Annotated in this window: 9 protein-coding genes and 20 tRNA genes; 27 read left to right on the top strand and 2 right to left on the bottom strand. The window is 59.2% G+C overall.

The annotated features are described in order from the left end of the window. Position 1: 1 nt before the first annotated feature. Entirely contained in the window at positions 2-655 is a 654-nt protein-coding gene (locus R3C19_12940; GenBank protein ID MEZ6061264.1) for an STAS domain-containing protein, read from the bottom strand. Positions 656-1,142: 487 nt separating this feature from the next. Here R3C19_12940 and R3C19_12945 point away from each other — a divergent pair. The 26 genes from R3C19_12945 to R3C19_13070 all read left to right on the top strand — a co-directional run bounded on the left by R3C19_12945 (position 1,143) and on the right by R3C19_13070 (position 24,138). Continuing rightward, a tRNA-Phe gene (locus R3C19_12945) sits at positions 1,143-1,214 on the top strand. A gap of 158 nt (positions 1,215-1,372) precedes the next feature. Continuing rightward, positions 1,373-1,444, top strand: a tRNA-Glu gene (locus R3C19_12950). Between the two features lie 25 nt (positions 1,445-1,469). Beyond that, positions 1,470-1,542: transfer RNA gene (locus R3C19_12955), tRNA-Arg, on the top strand. Positions 1,543-1,675: 133 nt separating this feature from the next. Continuing rightward, positions 1,676-1,746 (top strand) — tRNA-Ile (locus tag R3C19_12960). A gap of 73 nt (positions 1,747-1,819) precedes the next feature. Then, positions 1,820-1,891: transfer RNA gene (locus R3C19_12965), tRNA-Lys, on the top strand. 106 nt (positions 1,892-1,997) lie between these two features. Continuing rightward, positions 1,998-2,069 (top strand) — tRNA-Lys (locus tag R3C19_12970). Between the two features lie 16 nt (positions 2,070-2,085). Continuing rightward, positions 2,086-2,156, top strand: a tRNA-Thr gene (locus R3C19_12975). A gap of 31 nt (positions 2,157-2,187) precedes the next feature. Continuing rightward, positions 2,188-2,258: transfer RNA gene (locus tag R3C19_12980), tRNA-Gly, on the top strand. 153 nt (positions 2,259-2,411) lie between these two features. Beyond that, positions 2,412-2,486: transfer RNA gene (locus R3C19_12985), tRNA-Asn, on the top strand. Between the two features lie 11 nt (positions 2,487-2,497). After that, a tRNA-Ser gene (locus R3C19_12990) sits at positions 2,498-2,578 on the top strand. Between the two features lie 8 nt (positions 2,579-2,586). Next, positions 2,587-2,657: transfer RNA gene (locus R3C19_12995), tRNA-Gly, on the top strand. A gap of 31 nt (positions 2,658-2,688) precedes the next feature. Continuing rightward, positions 2,689-2,759, top strand: a tRNA-Gln gene (locus R3C19_13000). A gap of 86 nt (positions 2,760-2,845) precedes the next feature. Beyond that, a tRNA-Ser gene (locus R3C19_13005) sits at positions 2,846-2,930 on the top strand. A gap of 8 nt (positions 2,931-2,938) precedes the next feature. Beyond that, positions 2,939-3,011: transfer RNA gene (locus R3C19_13010), tRNA-Val, on the top strand. 12 nt (positions 3,012-3,023) lie between these two features. After that, positions 3,024-3,096: transfer RNA gene (locus R3C19_13015), tRNA-Leu, on the top strand. An 18-nt stretch (positions 3,097-3,114) separates the two neighbouring features. Beyond that, positions 3,115-3,189: transfer RNA gene (locus R3C19_13020), tRNA-Asp, on the top strand. A gap of 6 nt (positions 3,190-3,195) precedes the next feature. Next, a tRNA-Leu gene (locus R3C19_13025) sits at positions 3,196-3,270 on the top strand. A 225-nt stretch (positions 3,271-3,495) separates the two neighbouring features. After that, positions 3,496-3,581, top strand: a tRNA-Ser gene (locus R3C19_13030). Between the two features lie 2 nt (positions 3,582-3,583). Then, positions 3,584-3,659: transfer RNA gene (locus R3C19_13035), tRNA-His, on the top strand. A gap of 352 nt (positions 3,660-4,011) precedes the next feature. Then, a tRNA-Ser gene (locus R3C19_13040) sits at positions 4,012-4,079 on the top strand. A gap of 493 nt (positions 4,080-4,572) precedes the next feature. Further along, a complete protein-coding gene (locus tag R3C19_13045; GenBank protein ID MEZ6061265.1) occupies positions 4,573-5,679 on the top strand; it encodes a slipin family protein in 1,107 nt (368 codons plus the stop codon). Positions 5,680-6,189: 510 nt separating this feature from the next. Continuing rightward, on the top strand, positions 6,190-16,050 hold the full coding sequence (locus R3C19_13050) for a putative Ig domain-containing protein (GenBank protein MEZ6061266.1): 9,861 nt from the start codon (positions 6,190-6,192) through the stop codon (positions 16,048-16,050). A 133-nt stretch (positions 16,051-16,183) separates the two neighbouring features. Continuing rightward, complete coding sequence (locus R3C19_13055; GenBank protein MEZ6061267.1) at positions 16,184-21,703, top strand: RHS repeat-associated core domain-containing protein; 5,520 nt, start codon at positions 16,184-16,186, stop codon at positions 21,701-21,703. A 144-nt stretch (positions 21,704-21,847) separates the two neighbouring features. After that, the gene (locus tag R3C19_13060; GenBank protein ID MEZ6061268.1) at positions 21,848-22,846 is read left to right on the top strand and encodes a PEP-CTERM sorting domain-containing protein; all 999 of its coding nucleotides are present in this window, start codon (positions 21,848-21,850) and stop codon (positions 22,844-22,846) included. 357 nt (positions 22,847-23,203) lie between these two features. After that, positions 23,204-23,794 (top strand): hypothetical protein, encoded by a 591-nt coding sequence (locus tag R3C19_13065; GenBank protein ID MEZ6061269.1) that lies wholly within the window; start codon positions 23,204-23,206, stop codon positions 23,792-23,794. Positions 23,795-23,889: 95 nt separating this feature from the next. After that, positions 23,890-24,138: a hypothetical protein gene (locus R3C19_13070; GenBank protein ID MEZ6061270.1), complete on the top strand. Its 249-nt coding sequence runs from the start codon at positions 23,890-23,892 to the stop codon at positions 24,136-24,138. A 581-nt stretch (positions 24,139-24,719) separates the two neighbouring features. Here the strand turns inward: R3C19_13070 and R3C19_13075 are convergent. Next, on the bottom strand, positions 24,720-25,265 hold the full coding sequence (locus R3C19_13075) for a PEP-CTERM sorting domain-containing protein (GenBank protein ID MEZ6061271.1): 546 nt from the start codon (positions 25,263-25,265) through the stop codon (positions 24,720-24,722). A gap of 162 nt (positions 25,266-25,427) precedes the next feature. Here R3C19_13075 and R3C19_13080 point away from each other — a divergent pair. Further along, on the top strand, positions 25,428-25,829 hold a 402-nt coding region (locus tag R3C19_13080), incomplete at its 3' end, for an IS5 family transposase (protein MEZ6061272.1).

The raw sequence follows: 25,829 nt of genomic DNA on the forward strand, positions 1-25,829 counted from the left end.
GTCAGACGTACATGTGAATTTCCAGCACCCCGTCGCAGAAGTTGCAGGCGACCGGTCGTGACACATACTTCCGGGCACATCGCAGCTCACGATGGCAATGTGGACAGTCCAGAAACAGATACGCAGCGGACTGCAGTTCCTCAGCGGTCACATGAAAGTCGCGGTGACAGTCACCGCACTTAACCTCGTGTCCCAGTTGATGCTTGCTGATCCTCTGTTCGCACGAACATTTCGGACACGGAACAAAATATCCCTCCACGGCCGCGCGCTTCGCGCCGTCAGCATTCTCTGCCGTCGACACCGACGACGGCTCAGCGGCCGGAGGAAGCTGGATTTCGTTGACGTGAATCAGCGTGTTCAGCTTCGTGACCTGCATGATCTCCACGACCTCCTCGGGAGCGTTCACGAGATGCAGATCGGCTCCGCCTCGTTTCACCAGAGTCAGCACGCCCAGCACGGCGCTTGGCAGGTACTTTGTTTTCAGCAGATCGATGATCAGCACGCGACAGTCATTGTCGAACAGGAACTGGTTCAGTTCGGCTCGCAGTTCGTCCGTCCGATCCGCCGCTTCAACAATCGACGAATCAAACTCGATGACGCTGCGCTGGCCTGCCTCGCGAATTCGAAAGAACGGATTCTGCCGCGATTCGTCCATGGTCACATTCACTCCGGGACAACGGTATCTGGCACTGCACGACTGCCGTAAATTACCGAACAGAACTACCGGCCGCCTCCGGAAGACCGGCCGGTGATTCGGTTTTCTGCTTTTCCAGAAATTGCGCGAACTCCCGGCAATCCGCCGCGTCCTATCCACGGACACCGCGTTTCAGCCGTCGGCCCGGAACGCGTGCCGTCAAGAATCATTGTCAACAGCGAAAGCCATAGGTCGTGCATTCCCGGACCCGAAATCCCAAAAACCGCCACGGCAACTTCGACACCATGCGAAACGAAGGGCATTCCTTCGATCACATCGGTCGCCGGGGCGACCGGATTGCGCGATCGGGTGAGTCTGCCCGCTGGCCGCAGTTCGGCGGCCTGATACAGAACCACGACTTTTGACTTCCGGCATTCACTGCCACGGCAGCGCCACGCCCGGAGTCACCAATACTCCGGGCTTTTTTTGTGCGCGGACAGAATCGCACGGGTCGGTAGCTGAGACGGTTTAGCGGCGGTCTGAAGAACCGCAGACGAGGATTCGAGCGCCTCTCGACCCACTTTCCGCATGTCCATTTCCCCAACGGGTGAGAACGTGCCCAAAGGGTGGATGAAGGGGCACAACATCGCCGACGGTCAAGTGACCAGTGAAGCCTCATAAGCTTCGACAGTCAGGTGCAAGTCCTGAGTCGGCCATTTTCGACAACGAGATCTCAAGGGCGCGGTCGTCTACAGGAAGGACACACGGGCTTTCACCTCGTGGACGCCGGTTCGAATCCAGTTCGCGTCACTCATTCTGTTCATCAACTCATGATGGCCTGTTAGTGAAATTGGATATCACGAGACGCTTCGAACGTCTTATTCCAGGTTCGAATCCTGGGCGGGCTGCTCAGTGCAACCACGATTTACTATTCCCAGTTCCCTGTTGACTACCTCCACACCGATGTGCTCCTGGGAGAGCAGCGAGCTTCCAAACCTCGCGGAAGGCGTTCGAATCGTCTCGTCGCTGCTTCTCAACGACAGCCCGGTCGTTCAACGGAAGGACGTCGCTCTGATAAGGCGGAAACGAAGGTTCGACTCCTTCCCGGGCTATTCAATGACATTGACGGAAACAACTCCAATGCCCACACGACTCAAACGCACGGCCCCTCGAATACCAATTCACGGGCTTGTGGCAGACAGGAATGCACCCGGCTTTTAACCGGCGCATATGAGAGTTCGAATCTCTCCGGGCCCACTGACTTTCGGGAAGTGTTGTCGATGGTTCGACAGCCGTTCTTATAAAGCGGTCCACGAGGTTCGATTCCGCGGCTTCCCATCTTGCATGAAGACAAACTCATCAACCGTCGATGGCAGAGCGGCGATGCACCCGGCTCTTAACCGGACCAACGGGGGTTCGAATCCCTCTCGGCGGATTTGGAAATCAGTTTTGGCACTGTCGTCTAACGGCAAGATTCCTGTTTTGTACTCAGGAGATGCGGGTTCAATTCCTGTCGGTGCCTCTTTGTGAATTCAACAGAGCGATGACATTTCGCAGCCGTCGTTCAATGGCAGGACGTCACGTTGCCAACGTGAGGACGCCGGTTCGATTCCGGTCGGCTGCATTTGGATGTTTTGAAATTCCGGCGTTGCTTCAGAGTGGGATCTGAACGCGGCTGTAACCCGCGTGCCATCCGGATAAGCGGTTCGATTCCGTACAGCGCCACTTTGTAGATCTGAAATCTGAAATCTCAAATTTGAAATCTCAAATCCATCATTCCGGTGGAGTCTGTGCTGGTACAGGCAGGCGGCTGTTAACCGTTGTGTCGCAGGTTCGATTCCTGCCGCCGGAGCTTTTAAGTCAGGAGGTCATCCGAATGGTGAGGAAGCGGTTTCGAAAACCGCCGCGGCTTGTCCGTTGAGGGTTCAAGTCCCTCGGCCTCCGCTCGTTACACGGACGAAGTGTTATGGCAGCACGCCGGTCTTCCACACCGGAAGCGGGAGTTCAACTCTCCCTGTCCGTATTTGCCGCTGCTCGCGGCGCCAACCACACATTGCCTCATGGTGTAACGGCAGCACCGCAGTCTCTGAAACTGTGTGATCAGGTTCGAATCCTGGTGAGGCATCTTTGGAATGAGGAAGGTTCAAGGCAGAAGCGTCAACAGCGTCTGCTCTGTCTCTCAACCCTCAACCCTCAACTCTCAACTCTTTCGGAAGTCATCCGGCTGGATGAGGACGCAGTCTTGAAAACTGTTGCGTCGGCAACGGCGTTGTGGGTTCGAGTCCCACGGCTTCCGCATGATCCGGTCCCGTAGCATAGCGGCAAATGCATCTGTCCTACACACAGACAATCGTTGGTTCGAGTCCAACCGGGATCAATCAAGACACGCAGCACCGTAGCCCAATGGCAGAGGCGGTCGTTTCAAACACGGCGCAGTGTGAGTTCGACTCTCACCGGTGCTATGGAGACATTTAATAAACGCCCTCGCAGAGCAGCCAGGAGTGCTCGCCACCCTGTCACGGTGGAGATCACCGGTTCAAATCCGGTCGGGGGTGCTTTTTGGCACCGTAGCCCAATTTGGCAGAGGCACTCGGCTTAGACCCGAGACGTTGAGAGTTCGAATCTCTCCGGTGCTATTTGTGAGTTTATCCATGCGGACGAGCCGGTGCTCAGTTGGCTTTCATAAGGCCGACCTGACGGGATCAACACCCGTGTCCGCGATTCTGTTCGTTCGAGACTTGTAGGCTGAGATTTGAGTGTTCCAACAAGGGGCCGCCGGAAGGTCGGACTTTTCCTTTGCAAGGAAGATGGTGGGGAGCGTTACCCCGTGGCTCCATTTGCGTTTGTGTAATTTGTGTTTCGGAGGATAGCCGGATACGGCTTGCCGGGCCGGTTTGCTAAACCGTGCGGCGTTCGCGTCGTGAGGGTTCGAATCCCTTGTCCTCCGCTGTGGCCGGGTCCGGTGCTGGTTTCCGGAGGCAGTTTGTGAAGCTGTTTGTCGGCGGTTCGATTCCGCTCGGTCACCCTCATTGTTTGTTGTCCTCGGAGTGTGCAGGATTTGCACGCGACTCTGCGAAGGTCGAAGACCAGGTTCGATTCCTGGCGAGGACATTCGGTTTAACCGCGACCCCTGGGGGAGCGCTCTGGTATGACGGTTGCGAAGTCCGGCACTGGAAGTCGATTTCATTCAGCGATGGCTTTGTTGGTCGCAGTGCCGTCTGTCGGCGCAGCGCTCGCCAGGGCTCGCGGTTAAACGATGGAAACACGGAGTATCAATGAAAGCTTGATGCTGTCAGGGCCAGCGGCGCGCCGGACTTCTCGTTCAGAGATCAGCCGCACGTGTCCCGAACATGGGTTCTGAACCGGATGGCATCGAAGTGGTAGCCCAATTGGGTAGGGCATCAGGTTGCTCACCTGAAGGTTGCGGGTTCGAATCCCGTCCACAGCTCCCGTTCGGCTGAAAACCGAACCAACACGAACGCGACTGCGTTCACCAAAGGCCCGAGGAAGACGAACGATTGTCTGATCTGCGGGTGATGACGTTGCGTCGATCGTTTTGGATTCACGGCAAGTCCGTGAACCCCACGGCGGCGACAATGTCCATCACCGCAGCATGTACGGCTCGCCCTGCAGTTCACGGATACCGCGTTCCGAACGTGTGGTTGACTTCGATGGAATCAGATCCTGATGGCCTGCGGCAACGCGGCTTTCGGTGAGATGACGAGATCGACCGACGCCGCACGTTTCGGTTCGCTCAAGGGATACTCCGCGAGTCACCATGTGATCGGCAGTTGTGTCGTCTTCCGACGGCTGTTTTCTGCGTTCCGGCGATCCGGATCGTTTACCCCGTGGTCGCAGACCAGGCCGGCTTGAGACTACGTACACGACAGACCACGTGGTCTGCGATCACGGGACAAGCGAAGAAGAAAGGCAAGTCCATGTACCCATTCAACCGAATCCGAATCCGCAGCTATGAAGTCGGCCTGGTCTTCCATGAAGACGAGTTCCGGGGTCTGCTGCACGAAGGTGGTCACCGGCGATTCGATCCGCTGTACAAGCTGCGTGTAGACGTCGTGTCGAAGCGTGATCCGTGGCTGCAGCACGACAAACTGGACGTCATCGTCAAGTCGGGATCGCTCGACGGTCACGCGATTGTTGTTGACCTGAAGGACCACCAGCGAGGACTGGTGTGGATTGAAGGTCGCTTCAGCCACGTGTTGCCGGCGGGACTGTACGCATACTGGACCGGAGTGAAGGACGTGAAGATCGACATCGTTGATGCTCGATCGGTGCGTTTCGAACACCCGGATCTGCGAGTCATCACGGCGTCGCCAATGGTGTCGCGCGTGCTCGATGTCTGCACAATCAACCGGCAGAACGTGGGAGTCCTGTTCATCGACGGCAAGTACGTCGATACGCTGGCTCCAGGTCTGTATGCGTACTGGAAGGGAACCGGTGACGCGAAGATCGCGGAAATCGACATGCGTGAAACGATGGTCGACGTCAGCGGTCAGGAAATCATGACGCTGGACAAGGTGTCTCTGCGCATGAACGCGGCCGTGACGTACCGTGTCGTTGATGCGGTGAAAGCCGTGTCGTCAACCGACGACGTTCGTCAGGCGCTGTACCGCGAGGTGCAGCTGGCTCTGCGAGCGGTCGTGGGAACTCGTGAACTGGATGCGTTCCTGACAGAAAAGGAAGCTGTTGCGAATGACATCGAGGAACTCGTGAAGGGGCGCGCAAGTGACCTGGGTCTGGATATTGCTTCGGTCGGAATCCGGGATGTGATTCTGCCGGGCGAAATGAAGGATCTGATGAACCGGGTGACGGAGGCGAAGAAGGCGGCCGAAGCCAACCTCATCTCACGTCGCGAAGAAACGGCTGCGATGCGAAGCCAGGCGAACACCGCGAAGGTGCTGGCTGACAACCCGACGTTGATGCGTCTTCGGGAACTGGAAGTTCTGGAAAAGATCGCATCGAGCGGCAAGATGAACATCGTGCTCGGCGAAAAAGGACTGGCCGACCGCGTTGTGAACCTGCTGTGAACCAGCCGGTTTTGAACTGCAGACATCTGCAGGCTTCGAAACCGGCTTTTCTTATGCGCTGACGGCCGGCTCGGGTACCCGGCGATTTCGCGCCATCAGGCCCGAAACGCCGACACGTGCACTTTCCACACTGGTGTGTCGGCCCGTTTCGCCTGAAACGCATTTGGATCAACACCCCCATTTACTCGATGAGCCGCGAGCTACGAGCGCGCTTCCCGGCTCACGCCCTGGCGGCGTTTCCGAGCCGTAGCGGCGACCCGGCTGCATTTTTTCCGTTTTTTTCTGAAAGGATCCGGAAGCTCGCGCATTTCAGATTGTGGGCCGGATTTGGCGACGCCGCCACGTGCGCAGCAGGATACCGCGTGGCATTCAGCGTCCCGACGCTGCGTTCACCTGAAACGACATCAAGAGTCTGCACCCCCGGCATCAGGTCATTCACACCCGACTCGCCCGCCGCCAGGCGGCATTACGTTCGGGTTCCTGTCGTGTCCAGAATTGAGGGACGAACCGATGTTCCTGTCTGCGTGGCTGTGCCGAGTGCGTTCCGTGCTGTTCGACCGAGTCCGTGCTGACGGGAGGTCTTCCGCGGCCTGCAAACGTCGTCGGCAGAGACTCTTCTCATCCGTGCCTTCGGAATCGCTGGAAGAGCGCCTGCTGCTCAGCGGCGACGGCCTGACAGATCTCGGGCTGTTTGTTGTGCCCGGCAGTCCCGACGAACAGGTCACGCTGAACTTCGAACTGTCCGACCGCAACGGCGCGTTTCGCAGTGAACTGGGACTGTTCATCGCCGACGACGATTCCGGAGCCGTCGACGGCGTCGATCCCGACCGCAACAAGTACGCTCGCGAGGCCCTGCAGGACGACAGCCATACCTTGCTGTTCGACCGATTCGATGCGATCGGCGAAACCGAATCGCTGACGGTCCCCGGCGGTTCTCACGTCGCCTTCTATCTGATTCAGAACAGCGACTCGCGGCGGTTCCTGCGAAACAACCCGCAGAACCGACTGAATCGCTCGCCGAAGACGTTCTTTTCCGTCACCGAGGCCAATCCCGATCACTTCGATCATCTGCGGTCGGAAGATCTGGGCTCCGGCACGTGGCAGTTCGGCTGGGAAGACCTGACCTTCGGCGGCGACCGCGATTTCGACGACGTCGTGGTGACGCTGACTGTCGGTGACCTGCCGGGGCCGACAATCCTGACGCCTCCGTCGCCGACGGGAGTCGTCTCGGCGACGTTTACGCTCGACGAACGCATGGCGGCGTATCGCAGTGAATTCGGCATCTTCAAAGTCGATGACGAAACCGGACGCATCGGAAATCTGACGCCCGACGACCGCGGCTACGCGCGAGCCGCGCTGACGTCGGCCTCTCAACTGACGATCTTCGAACGCAACGCTGCCGTCGGTTCTCAGGTCACCGTCGAACTGGAAGCCGACGCCCACTACGGTGTGTACCTGATTCAGAACTCATCGCTCAGCTACTGGCTGCGCCGCAATCCGCAGAACCGGCTGTGCAATTTCCCGAAGGCGTTCTTCGGATTCGTGGACGCCAATCCGGACAACTTTGACCACACGCGCTGGGACGAGAACACGATCTTCTGGGAAGACCTGACTCGCGGCGGAGACCGGGACTTCGACGACCTGGTGATTTCGTTCGAATTCGGAACGTCGACGAACCAACCTCCCGCACTGAACGCAGTCGCCGATCAGACTGTCGACGAAGATTCCACCGCTTCCGTTCAGCTCACGGCGAGCGATCCTGATTCTGACCCGGCGGACCTGATGTTCTCGCTGGTCAGCGGTCCGGCAACCGCGACGGTCAACCAGACGACCGGGCTGTTCGAATGGACTCCATTGGAAGCCGACGGCCCCGGAACGTTTCCGGTCACTGTGCGAGTCGAAGACGAAACCGGACTGTTCGACGAGCTGACGTTCTCCGTAATCGTCAACGAAGTGAATCAGCCTCCCGTGCTGGCTCCGATCGGCAATCGAACGGTCGACGAGGAACAAACGCTGACGTTCACGGCATCGGCCACGGACAGCGACCTGCCGCCGAACACGCTGACGTTCAGTCTCACTAACGCGCCGGCCGGTGCGTCGATCGATCCGCAGACGGGCGAATTCTCGTGGATGCCGTCCGAATCTGACGGTCCCGGAACATTCGACGTGACGGTCAACGTTCACGACGGAGTCGGCGGCAGCGATTCCGAAACGATCACGATCTCCGTCAACGAAGTGAACCAGGCTCCGGTGCTGGATCCGGTGGACGATCGTACTGTTCCGGAAAACGGCGTCGTGGCGATTCTGATTCCGGCCACCGACAACGACCTTCCGGCGAACACGCTGACCTGGTCGCTGATCGGCACCGTTCCGGCCGGAGTCAACATCGACGGCGCGACGGGGCAGTTCAACTGGACTCCGTCGGAAGCTCAGGGGCCAGGCAGCTACCCGATTACGGTTCAGGTCGACGACGGAGCCGGCGGCAGCGATCAGGTTGCGTTCACGATCACGGTGGAAGAAGTCAATGAAGCGCCGGTACTCGATCCAATCGGCAACCGGACGGCGGACGTCGACGTCGAACTGACGTTCACGGCGACGGCATCTGATCCGGACATTCCGCCGAATGCGCTGACGTTTTCGCTCGACGCAGGTGCTCCGGCGGGCGCGACGATTGATCCGGTCACCGGCGTCTTTCGCTGGACGCCGACAACCGCATTCAGCGGACAGGACGTGCCAGTCACCGTGCGAGTCACCGACGACGGCAATCCGTCGCTGGATGACTTCGAAACGATCATCATTGCAGTCGACCGCTGCGTTTTCGACGACAATCTGACGGGCTGGACGGTGACGGAATCCGGTGGTTCTGCTACCGGTCGCGGAGGTGTTGTCGCTCAGGACTGCACCGCCGTGCTAACCGAAGGTGATTCCTTTTTTGTCCAGATTCAGACCACGTTCGACATCGTCACGACCGATTCTCAACTGTTGCTCAGCTTCAGCGGCCTGACGTTCGACACGACCGATCCGGCGTTCGTCAACGATGCATTCGAACTGGCTCTGCTGGATCAGAACGGAGTCTCGCTGGTCAGCACGACAGCTCCCGGTCGCGATGTCTTTTTCAACGTGACCGAAGAACTCTCGCCGGAAACCGCCGCCGGAGTCACGTTCGACGGTGCGACCGTGACCGTGAACCTGTCTGCCGTGCCGATCGGTTCGACGGCCACGCTGGTGGCTCGGCTGGTCAACAACGACAGCGACACGACGACATCTGTGACTCTGACGGACATGCAGATCACTCCCGGCGCGGCTCCGCTGTTGGTTGCTCCAGAGCCGTCGGGTGGTTCGAGTCAGCAGGGCTCCGCGCCGCAATCCGGTGCGAACAGTTCGGGCACCGCCGCGGTTCCGCCTGGAATCGTCACCGGTTTGTCCGCTGGCACACGGAATCCGGCCGTCAGCACTCCGTCGAACGGCACAGCGTCGTCGAACGGCATTGCGTTCACCGATTCGCCATTACAGGCCGGGGCTGCCGGAGTTCAGTCGCCGACATTCGATTCCCGCGGCACGGAGTTCTGGATCGGGTTCATGGACAACCTGCTGGAAAGCGGCAACGTGCCGAAGAAGCAGTTGTTCGTCACCGGTGACGTCGCCACGACGGGATTCGTGGAGATTCCGGGGCTGATCGACCCGAGCACGTCGGTTCCATTCCGAGCGGACTTTGTTGTGAATCCCGGCGAGGTGACGACGGTCGACCTGCCGAGTCTCGACAGCCGCGAGGATTCGTTCGACACCCAAACAGACTTCGACGTTGAAGCGGAACTGATCGCCGAAATCCAGGCGCTCGGTGTGCATGTGGTGACGCAGGATGACGTGACGGTGTACGGCCTGAACCGCGCCGTGAACACGACGGACGCATTCCTTGCCCTGCCCGTCGACGCGCTGGGAACCGAGTACATCAACCTGGGCTACAACAACGGCTCGCGACTGATCTCCAGCACTCCGAATACCGAATTTCTGGTGGTCGCCACCGAAGATGACACTGTCGTCACGATCGTGCCGGGAGAAGGATCGTTCAGCGTCGAATCGAACCTTGCCGCGATCGTCCGTCCATCTGGGACCAGCGGCCTTGGCTACACGCGGAACAACGGTACCGACATTGGAACTCTGCTGCTGGACCAGTCCGGCACACACACGATCACGGTTGACGCGTTGCTGGAGGGTTACGCCGGCACGTATACGTTCGAACTGCTCGATTTCGCCACCGCCGCGACGCCGATCAATTTCGGCGAAACCGTCACCACGACGCTTCCGACCGGTCGCGAAGCCCGCGTGTTTTCGTTCGGCGCCACTACCGGCCAGCGGATCTACTACGACGCAATCAGTCCCGGCGGCCCCACCACGACAGTCCGCCTGGTTTCGCCCAGCGGCGTCATCACAGCCCTCAACACAAACAACGATTTTCCCAACCCGCTCCAGACCACAACGACGCTTGCTCCGGAAACCGGTACCTACTACGTGCTTGTCGTTGGCGAAGGGGATGCCGCTTACGACTTCTCGTTCCGGATGCTTGACCTGGAGACTGCCCCGCTGCTGCCGTTCGGCACGGAAGTGACCGGCACGATGCCGCTCGGCCGTGAGACGGATGTCTTCCGTTACAACGGCACCGCCGGCCAGCGAATCATCTACGACGGATTCGACCCAAACGGGAGCCTCGTGACGCTCGATTTGTGGGATCCGGGCATCACGCTGCTGTCGCGAACGAACGCGTTCGCCGATCTGGATCCCCGGACTCTGCCGGAAGACGGCGAATACTTCGTGACTCTGGCGAGCGGCACATTCGGTCCGCAGGCGAGCTACGGTTTCCGCATGTTCGACGTCGCCGATCTGCCCGTCCTGCCGCTCGGCACCAGCGTCACGGGAACGTTCGGAGACGGCCGGGCTGAATTCTTCCGTCTGCCTGCCGGGCCGGCTCAGGCCGCTGCATTCAGCAATATCACCGTCACTGGCCGAATCCAGATCGATGTGTTTGATCCGTCGAACCGCAGAGTCGCAACCTTCTCGAACGGTGCCTTCGACGCGCGACTGGCACAGGAAGGCGATTACGTCGTTCGCTTGCGCGGGGTCGGAATTCTGGACAGCGGCACGTTCGACTTCCAGGTCGACCTGACCGATGACGCGCTCGTCGCCAAATCCGGACTGAACACCGAAACAACGCTCACAATCAATGCTGGTGAAACCGCGACGTATGACTTCACGGCACCGGCCGGAACACCGGTCATCCTCGATGCCCGCGATACCGTCAATGAGAACCTGCGAGTTCGCATTTTCGATCCGGACGGTGTGCTGGTTGTCGGTGGAGTTTTCGGTCTTAACGAACTCACCGATTCAGGTCCGTTCTTCCTTGAAAAATCCGGCACGTACACGCTCTCGGTCGTGGGTGACACCGCTTCGGCCGCCGGCAGCTACACGTTCCAGATCCTCGACCTGCAATCCGGTTCGACGCCGATCAGCTTCGACACGATCGTCTCCGGCACGCTTCCGACCGGTCGCGAAGCCGTTGCGTTCTCTTTCGACGGCACGGCCAATCAACTGGTCGCATACGACGGAATTGCCCCCGGTACGACCACGATCGCCACGTACGACGAAAACCTGAATCGCGTTGACGGCGTCTTCGGCAGCCTTGCTGAACGGGACGGCGGCAACAACCTGATCCGGACCGGAAAACACTACGTCGTACTGCAGGGCGTGCAGAACACTGCCGCCGACTTCGCGTTCCGCATTCAGGACGTCAGCGCCGCCCCCGTCATCAGTCTCGGCGAAGTGATCTCCGGAACGATTACTCCCGCGCGCACCGAACAGCACTTTCAGATCGACCTGACCGCGGGGCAGAGGCTCCTGGTGGACGGGCTCGACGACGACACAGAACGCGTGCTGCTGCAAATCACCGACCCCGGCCGCTTCACGTTTTACAGTGGCACCGCCGATCAGAACGGCGACTCATCAACCACGTTCCTGCTGACGGTTCCCCGCACCGCTCGCTATGTGGTCTCCGTGCAGGGCGACACCACCATTGATCCCGCGGACTTTTCGTTCCGCATTCTCGATCTGGACAACGCGCCGCTGCTGACGTTCGACACGGACATCGACATCACGCTCAACCCTGGCCGGCAGGCGCAGTTCTTCCGCATCGACGCTGACACCGCCGCCAGCATCGACTTCGACAACATCACCGAAACCGGTATCGGCGGGTTCTTCTGGCACCTGTTCGACCCCGCCGGACGCAATCTCGGCGGTGACAACAACGGCCGCGACTTTACCGGACGCACATGGATCGAAGGCACCTACCTTCTGGGAATCGTCGGTCGCGTGAACACACCGATCGATTTCACGTTCCGAGCCACGCGAACGCCGGACACGCCCGTCACGCCGACCGGCTTCAATTCGCTCGAAACCATCACCGTGCCGATCAACGGCCGAGGAACGTACACCTTTGACAGTCCCGCCGGACGGCTCGTGTACCTGAACGTTGTCGACAGCCAGTTCCGCATACCGGAACACACCGTCACGCTGGATGCCGGCGAAACGTATCTGATTCGCGATCAGCTCAACAACTTCGGCGCCGTGGCCGACCTGACCGGCACGATCATCACCGGCGACAAACCATTCGCGCTGTTCGGCGGCAGCCGCGCGGCATTCGTGCCCACGAACTTCTTCGCGGCCGATCACCTGGTCGAACAGATGACGCCCACCAGCACGTGGGGCCGGCGGTTCGTCACGTTCCCGCTGGCCACGGGCACGACTGTCGGCGATCGCTACCGCTTTCTTGCGCAGGCGGACGGCACCGAAGTCTTCGTCGACGGCACACTCGTCGCCACGCTCAATCGTGGACAATTCCACGAAATGGTCCTCGTCGACGCCGCGGAGGTTACGTCGAACAACCCGATCCTGGTCGCGCAGTACGCTCAGTCGCAGGAGTTCTACCGGAACCAGCCCGGCGGTGATCCGAACTTCCTGGGCGATCCGTTCATGATGCTGGTACCGCCGTTCGAACAGTTCCTGGCCAATTACACGGTGGCGACTCCGGCGGAAGACGCGATTCCCGAAGGCGAACGTTTCGATCGCAATTTCCTGAACATTGTCGCACCGGCTGACGCGGTCGGATTGATCGAAGTCAACGGAACGCCGGTCGACGCGAGCGACTACACCGCCATCGGAACCAGCGGCTTCTTCGGAGTCCAGGTGCCAATTGATCTCGGTTCGTACGAAGTCGCCGGGCCGCAGCCGTTCGGTTTGTTCGTGTACGGCTTCGGCAGCTTCGATTCGTACGGCTATGTCGGCGGCCAGTCGCTGAGCGAAGTGGCAACCGTCAGCGCCGTCACGCTGGTTCCGGAAACCGTCAGCCTGCCGATCAACACGCTGCAGGATTTCACCGCCACCGTCACCGATAGCGACGGCAATTCTGTGGAAGGCGTGCGAGTGGACTTTTCGGTTGCCGGAGCCAACCCGCAGACCGGCTTCGCGTTCACGGACTCCGCTGGAGTCGCCGTGTTCACGTACACCGGAACGATCGAAGGCCGCGATGTCGTGTCCGCTTCTGTCGGAACGATCGTGGATGATTCGATCGTCGACTGGCTCGGCGACGTAGCGCCGCCAACGATCACCATTCTGTCTCCGGCGGCCGGCACGACCGTGCCCGCCGGAACCACGCTGGTTGTCACTGGCATCGCCGCTGCCGACCGGCCGTTCGCGTCGCTGGACTACGTGTCGGTCAACGGAATTCCCGTCGAAAGCTTCGACGCCGCTGGAAACTTCTTCACGCGAGTCTTTGTCGGTCCCGGCGACAACGTGTTCCAATTCGCCGCTCACGATTCCCGCGATCAGACCGCTACCGTCACGCTGATTCTGACCGGCGAACAGATCCCTGACGGCGAAGTCGACTTCTCGCAGTTCTCCGACGTCACGGGCAGCTTCGACGTCGCGTACGCTCAGACGTCGTTCAATGCGGCGACACAGACGCTGTTCGCGGACATCGCCGTTCGCAACACCGGACAGTTCTCAGCCGACGTCCCGCTGCTGGTCGGAATCACCAACATCACCGATCCGCGAGTTCTCGTCCGCAACATCGACGGCACGACCCCCGACGGCATTCCGTTCTACGACTTCACCGGGCTGGTCATGAGCGGATCGCTCGATCCGAACAGCGAAACCGGCTTCCTGTCGGCTGAGTTCTTCAATCCGAACGGCACACAATTCGACTACGACCTGGTCTTCTTCGGCCGCCTGAACGAAGCACCGGCGATCGTATCTCTTCCGACAACGACTGCGATCGTCGACCGAACGTTTGCCTACGACGCCGACGCGACTGATGCGAACAACGACGCGCTGACATTTTCGCTGCTGCAGGCTCCGGCCGCGATGACGATCGACCCGGTCAGCGGTTTCGTTTCGTGGACACCGACCGCCGTCGACCGCGGCTCGCATTCCGTCACGGTCGAAGTCACCGACGGCCGCGGCGGTCGTGCCGAACAGTCATTCGTCTTGACCGTCGTCGACGCGCCGGCCAATCGAGCACCTGCGTTCACGACAACTCCGCCCGTGCTGGCAACGCTGGACACGCAATATGTCTACGACGCCGACGCCATCGATGCCGACGGCGATTCGCTGACATTCTCGCTGGTCGACGGCCCTGCCGGAATGACGGTTGATCCGGCGACGGGACTCGTCACCTGGACACCGACCGCTGCTCAGTTGGCGACCCACTCCGTGACGCTGGAAGTCTCCGACGGCAACGGAGGCACCGCGCGGCAGTCGTTCACCCTCTGCAGCATCGACCCAGCTTCGATTCCCGCCGACGATGCCAACACCGCTCCGGTGATTACATCCACGCCGCCGCTGACGGCGTTGACCGGCCAGCCATTCGAGTACCGAATCTTCGCCCAGGACGCGAACGACGACGCGCTGACATTCAGCCTGAACGCCCCGCCTGCCGGAGCAACCATCACGCCGATAACCGGGCTGCAGGCCGCAACGTTCTCGTTCACTCCTGCAACTGTCGGAACGCAGACAGTCGAAATTCAGGTCGGCGACGGCAACGGTGGAGTCACGATTCAGGCATTCGACATTCAGGTCAGCGATCCGACAGGAAACAACGCCCCGGTCATCAGTTCGAATCCGCGACTCACAATTCCGATCGGCCGCACATGGGCGTATTTCGTTGACGCCTTCGATGTTGACAACGACGCTCTTGTGCTGTCACTAACGACATCGCCTGCCGCGATGACGCTGGACGCAGATGCTCGGCAGTTGCTGTGGATGCCGACCGCCGCCGACATCGGCACGCACGATGTTACCGTATCCGTTGATGACGGGCAGGGTGGCATCGTCACGCAGTCGTTCACACTGGACGTGGTTTCTCAGGAAGCGAATACCGCACCGCAGATCGTCTCAACACCGCAGACGTTCGCGGTCGCCGGCACTGCGTTCGAATACGACCTGCTGGCCTTCGACGCCGACAACGATCCGGTACAGTGGTCGTTGGTCCAGGCACCTGCCGGAGTTTCCATCGATCCGCTCAACGGAACGCTGCGCTGGACGCCAACTCTGAATCAACTCGGGCTGCAGCAATTTGTCGTGCAGGGAACTGACCCGTCGTTCGCGGCCGTGACGCAGGAATTCACGGTTTCCGTAACGTGTCTGAACCTTCCTCCAACGATCGCATCGGCACCGGGAACCGCAGCCGTCACCGATCAGCGCTATGTTTATCCGGTGCGAGCATTCGATCCGGAAGGCGATGTCCTGACGTTCTCGCTGACGACGGCCCCGGCCGGAATGCAGGTTGATCCGCTCACCGGAGTCATCCGCTGGACGCCCGATTCAACGCAAACCGGTTTGGCGAATGTCACCGTCGTCGTCACGGATGCGGCCGGCAATTCGGCTACGCAGAGCTTTGCCGTTAACGTGACTCAGCAGGTCGTGAACCTCGACCCCGTCATTACGTCACGGCCCGGCTTCCGAGCCACCGTTGACGCTCTGTACGAATATCAGGTCGACGCCGAAGACCCGGAAGGCGAAGTTGTCACGTTCAGTCTGCTGACTTCGCCGACAGGAATGACGATCGACGCGAATGGCCTGATTCTGTGGACACCCGCCTCAACGCAGGCGGGTCCGCACATTGTTGAAGTTGCCGTCGACGACGGTCAGGGCGGCCGAGCCATCCAGCGGTTCGCGATTCTCGCGCGAATCAACCAGGCACCGGCAATCACGTCGACCGCACCGGCGACCGTTTCCAGCCACGCAACGTTCCGCTACGACGTCGTCGCCGAGGATCCGGAAGGCGATGCGGTGACGTTCTCGCTGACCACTCGCCGGCCGGCATGACAATCGATCGCTCGGCCGGATTCTGTGGGCGACCACCGCCGCCGACGTTGGCACGCACACCGCGACCGTCGTCGTCACAGACATCTACGGAGCCACCGGGACGCACTCGTTCACGCTCGACGTGACTCCCGACATGACAGCTCCTGTCGTCGACCTGCTGCTGAGCCGCCAATCCGGCGGCCATCAGCTCGGACGTTGTCATTCAGGTCCTGGCAACCGACGACGTTGCCGTCGACCGGACGCGCTGACGATCGACGGAACACCGGTCGTCGTCGATTCGTTCGGTACGGCGTCGTTCCGCTCTGCGACTCCCGGCCTGTTCGACATTGTCGCCACGGCCTTCGACGAAGCCGGCAACGAAACGACCGCTTCGGTCACGCTGCGAGTTATCGATCCCGCGGACACGCTCGGACCGGTCATCGACATCACCGGACCGTCGCCGAATTCTGAAGTCACAACGCTGACCGACATCATCGGTTCGGTGACCGACGACAACCTGGAATTCTTCACGGTGGAATTCGGCCGAGCGGATCTGGTCGACATCAACGACCCGACAGCATTCGATCCGGACTACGTCACGATCGCCACCGGAACAGCCGACGTCACCAACGCGCTGCTCGGCACATTCGACCCGACGCTGCTGATGAATGACTCGTACATCATCCGAGTCTTCGCACAAGACCTCAGCGGCAACGTATCGGCTCAAACGCTGCCAATCAGCATAGACGGGCAACTGAAATTCGGACAGTTCACACTGAATCAGACTGATCTAGCGGTGTCCGTGGCGGGAACTCCAATCGAACTCACGCGAACCTACGACACTCGCCAGTCGGGTGAACAGGGAGATTTTGGATTTGGCTGGAACCTCGCAATTCAAGACGCTCAGATTCGTGAAACGATTCCGGTCAATCCCCTGGAGAAAGATGGGCTGATCCTGGCGGCGACTCCATTCAAAGCCGGAACGCGAGTCTATCTCACCAATCCCGAAGGTAAACGTGTTGGATTCACGTTCGACCCCGAGCCGCAGTTCAGCCTCTTTGGCGGCGGTTCGTTCTCGCCGAGGTTTGTTCCCGATCCCGGTGTGTACGACACACTGGATGTGGGCTCGATCCCGCTGCGTTTGGTGAATGGGGCGTTCTATAGCGGATTCTTCGGCAACCCGTTCAATCCGTCGGCGTACAGACTGACAACGCGTGATGGAGTCGTCTACGAGTACGGTCAGTTCTCCGGACTGCAGAATGTCATTGATCGAAACGGTAACCGGTTGGAGTTCCGCGAAGACGGGATCTTCAGTTCCACGGGTGAATCCGTTCGGTTCGTGCGAGATCCTGCGGGCCGGATCTCGCAGGTCATTGACCCCGCTGGCCGGTCGTTGACTTACGAATACGATGCGAACGGAGACCTGACCCGTTTCACTGATCAGGCCGGCCTGCTCACGCAATATACGTACCTGACGGCCCCGGCGCACTTCATGGAAACGGCGGTCGATCCCAACGGCAACACGGTTTTCGAGCTGCAATACGACGCCGACGGACGGTTGACGAGAAGCACAGACGCCGGCGGTGCGACGATTCAGAACACGTACAATCCGGGGCAACTCAGCGAAACGATCACTGACCCGCTCGGCAACGAAATCACCACGCGGTTCGACTCCCGCGGCAACCTGCTTTCATTCACGGACGCCCTCGGTGAATCGGTCTCGTTCACCTACGACGCCAGCGACAACATCATCACGGCCACCGATGGCAACGGAAATGTTGTTACACGCACCATCGACACCCGCGGCAACCTGACCAGCCTCAAGGACCCGCTCGGCAACAGCTTCGTCCTGACCTACGGCGAAGACAACCAGGTGACGTCCATCATGGACTCAGCCGGCAATGTATCTCGCTCCAGATACGACGAAGCCGGCAACCTGATTCAGTACGTCAACGCGGCTGGAGTCGTCAGTTCCTACCAATACGATGCACAGGGCCGTCCGACATCGTACACCGACAACAACGGCAACAGCACGCAGTACGTATACGGCAGCGGACCTCGCCCTGAAGAAGTCATCCACGCCGACGGCACGCGGGAACGCTACGAATACAATTACCTCGGCCAGGTCACCAGAGCAGTCGACGAAAACGGCTTCGCGACACTTTACACGTACGACGCAATCGGACGGCCCACGTCCGTCGAAAACGCTCTTGGTCAAACCACGACCTACACCTACGACGGTCGCTATCTCAGCAGTCGAACGGATGCCCTTGGGCGAATCACCCGGTATGTGTTCGACGAGAAGGGTCGCCGGACTGCGGTAACGGATGCTGCCGGTAACACGACTCAATTCGGATACGACGATAATAACCAGTTGGTTACGGTCACCGACCCGCTCGGCGGCATCACGACGACAGACTACCGCGCTGACGGCGAAGTCGAGTCCGTCGTCGATGCACTCGGAAATACTGTGAGGTATGAATATGACTCGGTCGGAAATGTCACCGCGGTCATCGATCCCAGGGGAAATCGTACTGAGTACCAATATGACGCAATGGGCCGATTGCTGGAGACGATGGATTCTCTCGGCGGTACGACCTCTTACACGTACGATGCGGCCGGCAACCTGCTGACAGCGATGCAGGCAAACGGCGCCACCGTGACTTACGTCTATGACAGCCTCAACCGTCTCGTTTCGGCGACCGATCCGCTGGGCGGTCGCTTTGAATACACATACGACGCCAACGGCAACCTGCGAACGTTCACCGACGCGAACGACCACGTGTCGAACCTGTTCTACGACTCGCGCGATCGAGTGACGCGGATCGTTGATCCCGCTGGCGAGACACTTCACTTCACCTACGATGCGGCCGGTAACATCGAGACCGCAATTGACCCTGCAGATCAAACAACGTCCTATGTGTACGACGCGCTGGACAGGCTGATCAGAGTTACTGATCCGATCGGCAATACGACCGCTTATACGTATGATGCCGTCGGCAATTTGGAATCACTCACTGACCCCACTGCCCGCACAACAACCTATTCTTATGACAGCCTTTATCGCCTGACGGCAGTTACTGACGCGGCGGGCGAACGAACGCAGTTCGGCTATGACGCACTCGGACGGCGAACATCGGTCACCGATGCACTCGACCAGAAGACAACATTCGCTTACGACGCAATCGGCCGTCTGACTACCGAAACCGACCCTCTCGGGCTGTCAACGTCATTTGCTTACGACGCGAACGGTAACCGGATTCGAGTCACGGACCGCAATGATCGAGTGACCGAATTCAACTACGACGCGCTGAATCGTGTCGTCGAGGAACGTTGGCTGGACAATGCGTCGTCTGTGCTTCGACAGGTCACTTTCGTGTACGACGCCGTCGGGAATCTCCTCGCGGCGAGCGACCCCGACAGCGTCCTGACCTTTACTTACGACCTGCTGAGCCGCGTCAGCACAGCCGATGTTACGGGAACACCGCGACTGCCGGATATTGTTCTGACATACACCTATGACGCCGTCGGCAACCTGCTGAATACTCACGACGACAGCGGCGTCCAGGTAACTTCGCTGTACGATGAACGCGATCTGCTGATCAATCGAGTATGGCAGGGAGGAGGCATCGATCCGGCCAGTGTCGATGTAGACTACAACGCCCGACGCGAACGTACTCACGTGACTCGCTACTCCGATGCCAGCGGTTTGGCTGCAATTGGCAGCTCGATTTACGACTACGACGCCGCAGGCCGGCTGACTGATATTCAACATCAGGACGAACTCGATCAGGTCTTCGTCGACTATGACTATCTGTTCGATGAAGCGGGCCGCCTGGTGAATGAAGCCCATCACGGCGCTTCCGTTGCCTATGAATACGATGCGCTCGGCCAGTTGACTGCCGCCGACTACAGCAGCGGTGCGTCTGTCGCGGATCAGACCTTCCAGTATGACGAGAACGGCAACCGAACAGATCCCGGCTTCGTTGTTGCCGCGAACAACCGCATCGAATCCGACGGGACCTACAACTACGCGTATGACAACGAAGGCAATCTGATTCGCCGAACACAGATCGGGTCCGGCGACTACACGGAATTCACATGGGACTACCGCAATCGCCTGACGCAGGTCGAACAATTCGATTCAACAGGAACGTCGCAAAGCTTCGCAACATATACCTACGATGCGCTGAACCGGCGCATTCGAAAGGATGTCGACGGAATTGTGACTGCAACGGTGTACTCATTCGACGCTGCCTGGGCCGACTTTGATGATGCCAAAAATGTGACCGCCCGTTATCTGCCCAGCGGCCAGGTCGACGAATTCTTTGCTCGCTGGCGGCCAGGCGAAGGAACAGCGTGGTATCTGACCGACCGTCTCGGCACGGTTCGCGACATTGCCGACGAAACAGGCACAACCGTTGACCATATCGACTACGACAGCTTCGGAAATGTCGCGGACGAGTCAAACCCTGCGTTCGGCGATCGGTTCAAGTTCACCGGCCGGGAATACGACGCCGAAACGGGTCTGTATTACTACCGGGCACGCTACTACGATCCGACGCTTGGCCGGTTCATCAGCGAAGATCCGCTGGGCTTCAGCGGTGGCGACGCAAACCTTCAACGCTACGTCGCCAACGACCCGCTGAACGCCGTCGATCCAACCGGCATGCAGGCCATTGCATCGTACGGCGGAGCGCTGGCGGCGAACCAGGCTGTTGCTCAGGCCGCGATCTTCTACGGCAAGGATGTCCCATTCCGCTTCCAGATTCAGTGTCAGGGAGCGAACTGTGTTGTTTCGGGCGGCCCGTCTGGACTGGGTGACCTATCGAAGGTTCCTGACTTTGACCTCGGCGGCGGTATTTCCGTGGGCGGGAGTGGGGTTTCGATTTCCGATGGCTTTGGCGAGAAGCTCACAGTTGGTGCCGGCGGAATCACGGCCTCCGGCGGCGAAACCTCCGTTGGGATCAACGGCGATGGAGTGACTTTTAGGGCGCCCGGGACTCAAACGACTGTTGGTCCAGGCGGAGCGTCGGGCAGTGGCGGCGGAGCCAGCTACACTTCAAATGGTGCCGGTGGTCCCTTCTTCAAGGTCGGCCCGTTTCACTACGGTCAACCGGTGAAGACTGGCAGCACTGCCTTGCCCGCGCAGCCATCTGACGGCGAATTCGATTTCCTTGTCGAATCGGTGGCAAAGTCGTCAAACATCATCATTAGTGCAAACACCGCGATCTTTGCCGGAGTCGCCACCGAACTAAACATCATCGCTCAGGCAGCTGCGGCAGATGATGCGACTCGGCTGGTCCAGGCGAACTTTGAAAAGTCTGTCCTGAGCGGTGACTTCAAAGCGACCGTCCAGGCTCGCGGATTCGCGCGTCTACCGGGCCGACGCCCCGGCATTTCCAGTGGAGCATCAGGCCCGGCCGGTCCGAACGCAGGTCCGGGCGGCGGTACAGCTGGTGGAGGCAGCGGTCCGGCCGGCGGAGGCGGCGGGGCTGGCGGCCCAGGGGGAGGATCCGGTTCCGGTTCGAATTTCAGCGGCAGCGTCATTCCTCTGAATTCGCGTTCGTATCTTCGGCGGCCGTTTCTGATGTTCATCGATCCTCGGCAGTTCGATGCGTTTTCGCAACTGATCGTTGATCCGTTTAACAACATCTCAGTCGTCGTTGAATGACACTCCGACCAGCAAAACGAATGAAGGACCGGCTGGGGCATTGCGCCATTACAGAGATACCATCGTGCGTTTTCGGCGTCACCAAATTGTGAGACTCGTATGCCAGACAGCAAATCCAGGTATTGCAGAAGCAGTACTCTTCTCGTGGTCGCACTTGCCGCCATCTTGTTCTCCTGCAGTCGGACAGCCGTCGCGGGTGTGACGTTTGGCTATGAATTCGGCAGTCCGCAGTGGCGGTGGGACAATGCGTCGCTGGTGCATCTGGGAACGCCCGATGGCGATATCGAACGATCACTGGCAGGCGGCCTGCGGTATTCGATCGAAGGCGGAAGTTTTTCGAGCTACTACAGCCTGTTTTCCTGGGATGTGGCGCCTACGGAGGTGGAGTTCGAACAAGCCGTGACGAATGCCTTTTCTCACTGGACTTCGGTCGATCCCGTCTCCGGATTCGGAACCTCAATCTCGTTTGTTCAGGACTTCGGCACGGCGGTCAACAGCGGCACGTCGTCGGGCGCTTTCGAGAATCTGCGTCTGGGTTCAGAAATCGATCTGTTTGCAAACTCTGAACTCGGCGCGGGATCGGGTTTCGCTCAGGTGTCGGCACTGGGAACGCAGGTCGAACTCACGTCCGGAGTGTCCGGGTACAGTTCGTTCGCGATCAGCGGGGCAGATATCTTTCTCAGCGCCAGTCAACTGACCGTTCAGGATTTTGAACTCCTGCTGACACATGAACTTGGCCACGCTCTGGGGCTGGCCGACGTGGAGCTTGCCGATGGCACGGCCATCTTTCTCGATGACAATTTCGATGGAACCAACAACAGTACAGCTCTGGCCACTCTGATGAATTCCTGGGCCGACCTGGTCAATCCGCTTGACCCTGACAACATCGCCGGCAGCGGCCTGAGTCTGTATTCCGTAGCAAACGGCGATCCCGGCCTTGATACTGCGGGGGTCGCGATTTTGATGGAGTCGGACGACGCCGGTGGATTTCCGATCGGGCTGAAGAACGACGACTATGCGATGCGGCAGTTTCTGTACCCGCAGCTCGCAGCCGTTCCGGAGCCTTCGTCGCTGGCAGCCCTTTCGATACTGGCGGCGGGATTCGCTGCGGCACGATTGCGTCGTCGGAAAGCAGTTTCGTGAGGTCGCATGTGGTCGCGGAACTGCGGGCTGTGGATCGAATCACGGTCGCTTCATTCCGCCGGACTTCTGATCGTATCTCAGCCGACCGCAGCTGATGCCCGCCGATACTTCGCTGTTGGCAGGACGCTTCCAGGTCGTCGTCGGTCCCCTCAGCAGAATTTCTGTCGTGCCGGAATAACCAACATGCACGACGGACGTGTGTGGCGCAATTGCGTGCGCGAATGGAAGACCGAACTCGCGCATTGCGATGCAGGTGAAATAGTTGTGGTGACCGAGAAACCGCTTTGATATCAGGTCCGCTGCGAATACGCTGCCCTCCTGTGACAGCGTCATTCCACTCCGCAGCAACTGGTCACCATGAAGATTCAACAACTCCTGGAACATCATGGAGTCCAGTACAATCCGTTCAGCCAGGAGGATGCGCAGTCGGACCACATTTTTCAGGACCACTGTGCACACACCATCTATCACCCTGCGTGGGACAAGATTCTGGGTGACTGCTCCAACCCGGGCACATCGATTGTGTTTGGCGAGAAGGGATCCGGGAAAACGGCGATACGGCTGCAGTTGATCAATTCGCTTCGGCGACACAATCACGACAATCCGCAGGACCGCGCGTTCGTCATCAGCTATGACGATCTGAATCCGTTCCTGGACACGTTTCGCGATCGACTGCACGGTCGAAAGCGGCAGCCGGACCACTGCCTGCAGCATTGGCGATTGTGGGACCACATGGATGCGCTGCTGACTCTGTCGACCCGACGGTTGTGCAGCGTTGTCGCAGATGAGTACACCACCGATTCCGATATTGACATCAGTCAGTTGAAGGGGCTGCCTCGACTTCGCAAGCGTGACCTACTGATGCTGGCGGCGTTCTACGATCAGTCGCACTGGCGGCGCTGGAAGCGCATCAAATGGCGAATCGGCTTCTTCCGCCGTCGCGTGTGAACCTGGTACGGCAGCGGGCGATTCCGCCGCTGCCATTGCGATTCATCCAGAGTGTCTGCTTTTTCCCTGTGATTCGGGTACGCGACATAGCCGAAGTGGAACAGAACGCCGTCCTCATCCCAGCGGTCCAAGTGTTCGGCCTGGGAATAATCCGTGTCGCCACACAGCAGGATCCTGCGGAAATCGGCCACGCGAAGGTCGGCGATGAACAGGTCATACTGGCCCACCGCTCCGTCGTGGCTGGGCCGGCTGCGGGACAAGCGGAACAGCTAATTCGGCCGGGCCGCGGCATCCCGTTTACCACCTGCAATCTGCTGGTGCAGCAGTTGCTAATCGCCAAATGAGATCTGCGGCTGCCGAAGATGATCAAACAGCTTTCGAGCTCCGAGGGCCTGATTATCGATGACCTGAGCTACGTCCAGCAGAGCCGCGAAGAGAAGAATGTCTTATTCACTCTTCTCACCGAACGCCACGAACGAGGCAGCGTACTGCTGACGAGCAACCTTGCGTTCAGCAAAGGAACCAAATCTTCAAGGACGCGATGACCACCGCGGCAGCGATCGACCGCCTTTTCGATCATGTCCAGCCTCAGTTGAATGTCGCCATCTCCCTGCAACAATCACGCCACTACCTGCAAGATTTCAAACACGCCGGCCCTAGTGCTTCGTCAGGTATGAATCGATGGGTCGTGCGCCACTGGCTGTGCCGGTGTCCTCCATCTTTGAAAACACGGGCACAGCCAGTGGCACACATCAAAACACGATGGACATGGCACCAAGGCAAACCGCGACGACTCATATTCCGTAATCCGCCCGGCCAGAAATCCAGTGACAAAACTGCCGTCGATCGTTGGCTCGCAAATCGTCGTGGCACAGCCCATAATGCCCAGTAGTCAAGCGTTTCTCCGAACTCTCAGCAAAGTCAATTACGCTTTAGCCTCTACAGCCCGGCATTTTCGGCAACGACGCATGACGGAGCAGCCGAGACAAGCAAACACCACCCCACAAAGAGCCCAAGTCGACGGCTCTGGAACTGCGGTGGCAGTCAGCGTCAACGTGGGCAACGCTCCCAGCGACGTCGCCGAATTTGTGAAAAACTGAGTAAAGGTTGCATCGGGCTCGATCACAAGATCGAAACTGCCCGCCTCATTGAACGTCACCGGCAGTGCAAAAAGCCCGTAACTGCCATCACCTGGAACGGCTGTGGGGAAGAATGATGAGTTCTGAACTTCAATCGTCGAGGGGAAAACCAAGCCACCGGCTCCTGAAACGTCTTGAGCACCTCCATTCAGTTGCGTTCCGGCAAACACTCCAGTCGCGTTCGTGGCAGTCCCAATCGTCACATCCACAAGTCCATTCGGCAGCCCCACTGGATTCAACGGCGAAAGCCCCACCTGCCAGCCAGACGACTGAAATGCAGCTTCGCCACCTGTAACACTAACGAACACATTCACATTCTGAGTGACACCCACCGTGAGCGTCCCAGGGTCTTCGATCGCGAAAATATACCGCTCACGGGTAGGAATGAGGCGTTCGGGCTCGTGGGTTAAGACCGTGTTTCAAAATGGCATTGATTTGGAAAAATCGCTATAGCTCCGGTGGACTTACGACTTTCCACGGATGGAGCTATAGCGATGAAGTGTACGGAGTATCCCAGCAGTGTTTCTGACGAGCAATGGCGATTGATCAGCAAGCTGTTTCCTGGCGAAAATCATCTGGGTCGTCCGAGAACCGATCGGCGATTGATCATGGACGCGATTCTGTACTGGAATCGAACCGGATGCCAGTGGCGTTATCTTCCCCGCGAATTCGGTCCCTGGCAAACCGTCTATCGCGTGTATCGGACGTGGGTCAAAGATGGAACCTGGGTTCACATGCACGACAGGTTGCGGGAAAAGGTGCGAAGGCAGGCAGCGAAGAAGCCGACCCCGACGGCGGCGATTATCGACAGTCAATCGGTTCGCACGGCGGAAGGCGGCGAAAACCGTGGTTTTGATGCGGCAAAAAAAGTCACCGGCCGCAAACGACACATTGCG

The organism is Planctomycetaceae bacterium (assembly GCA_041398785.1).
Lineage (GTDB): Bacteria > Planctomycetota > Planctomycetia > Planctomycetales > Planctomycetaceae > JAWKUA01.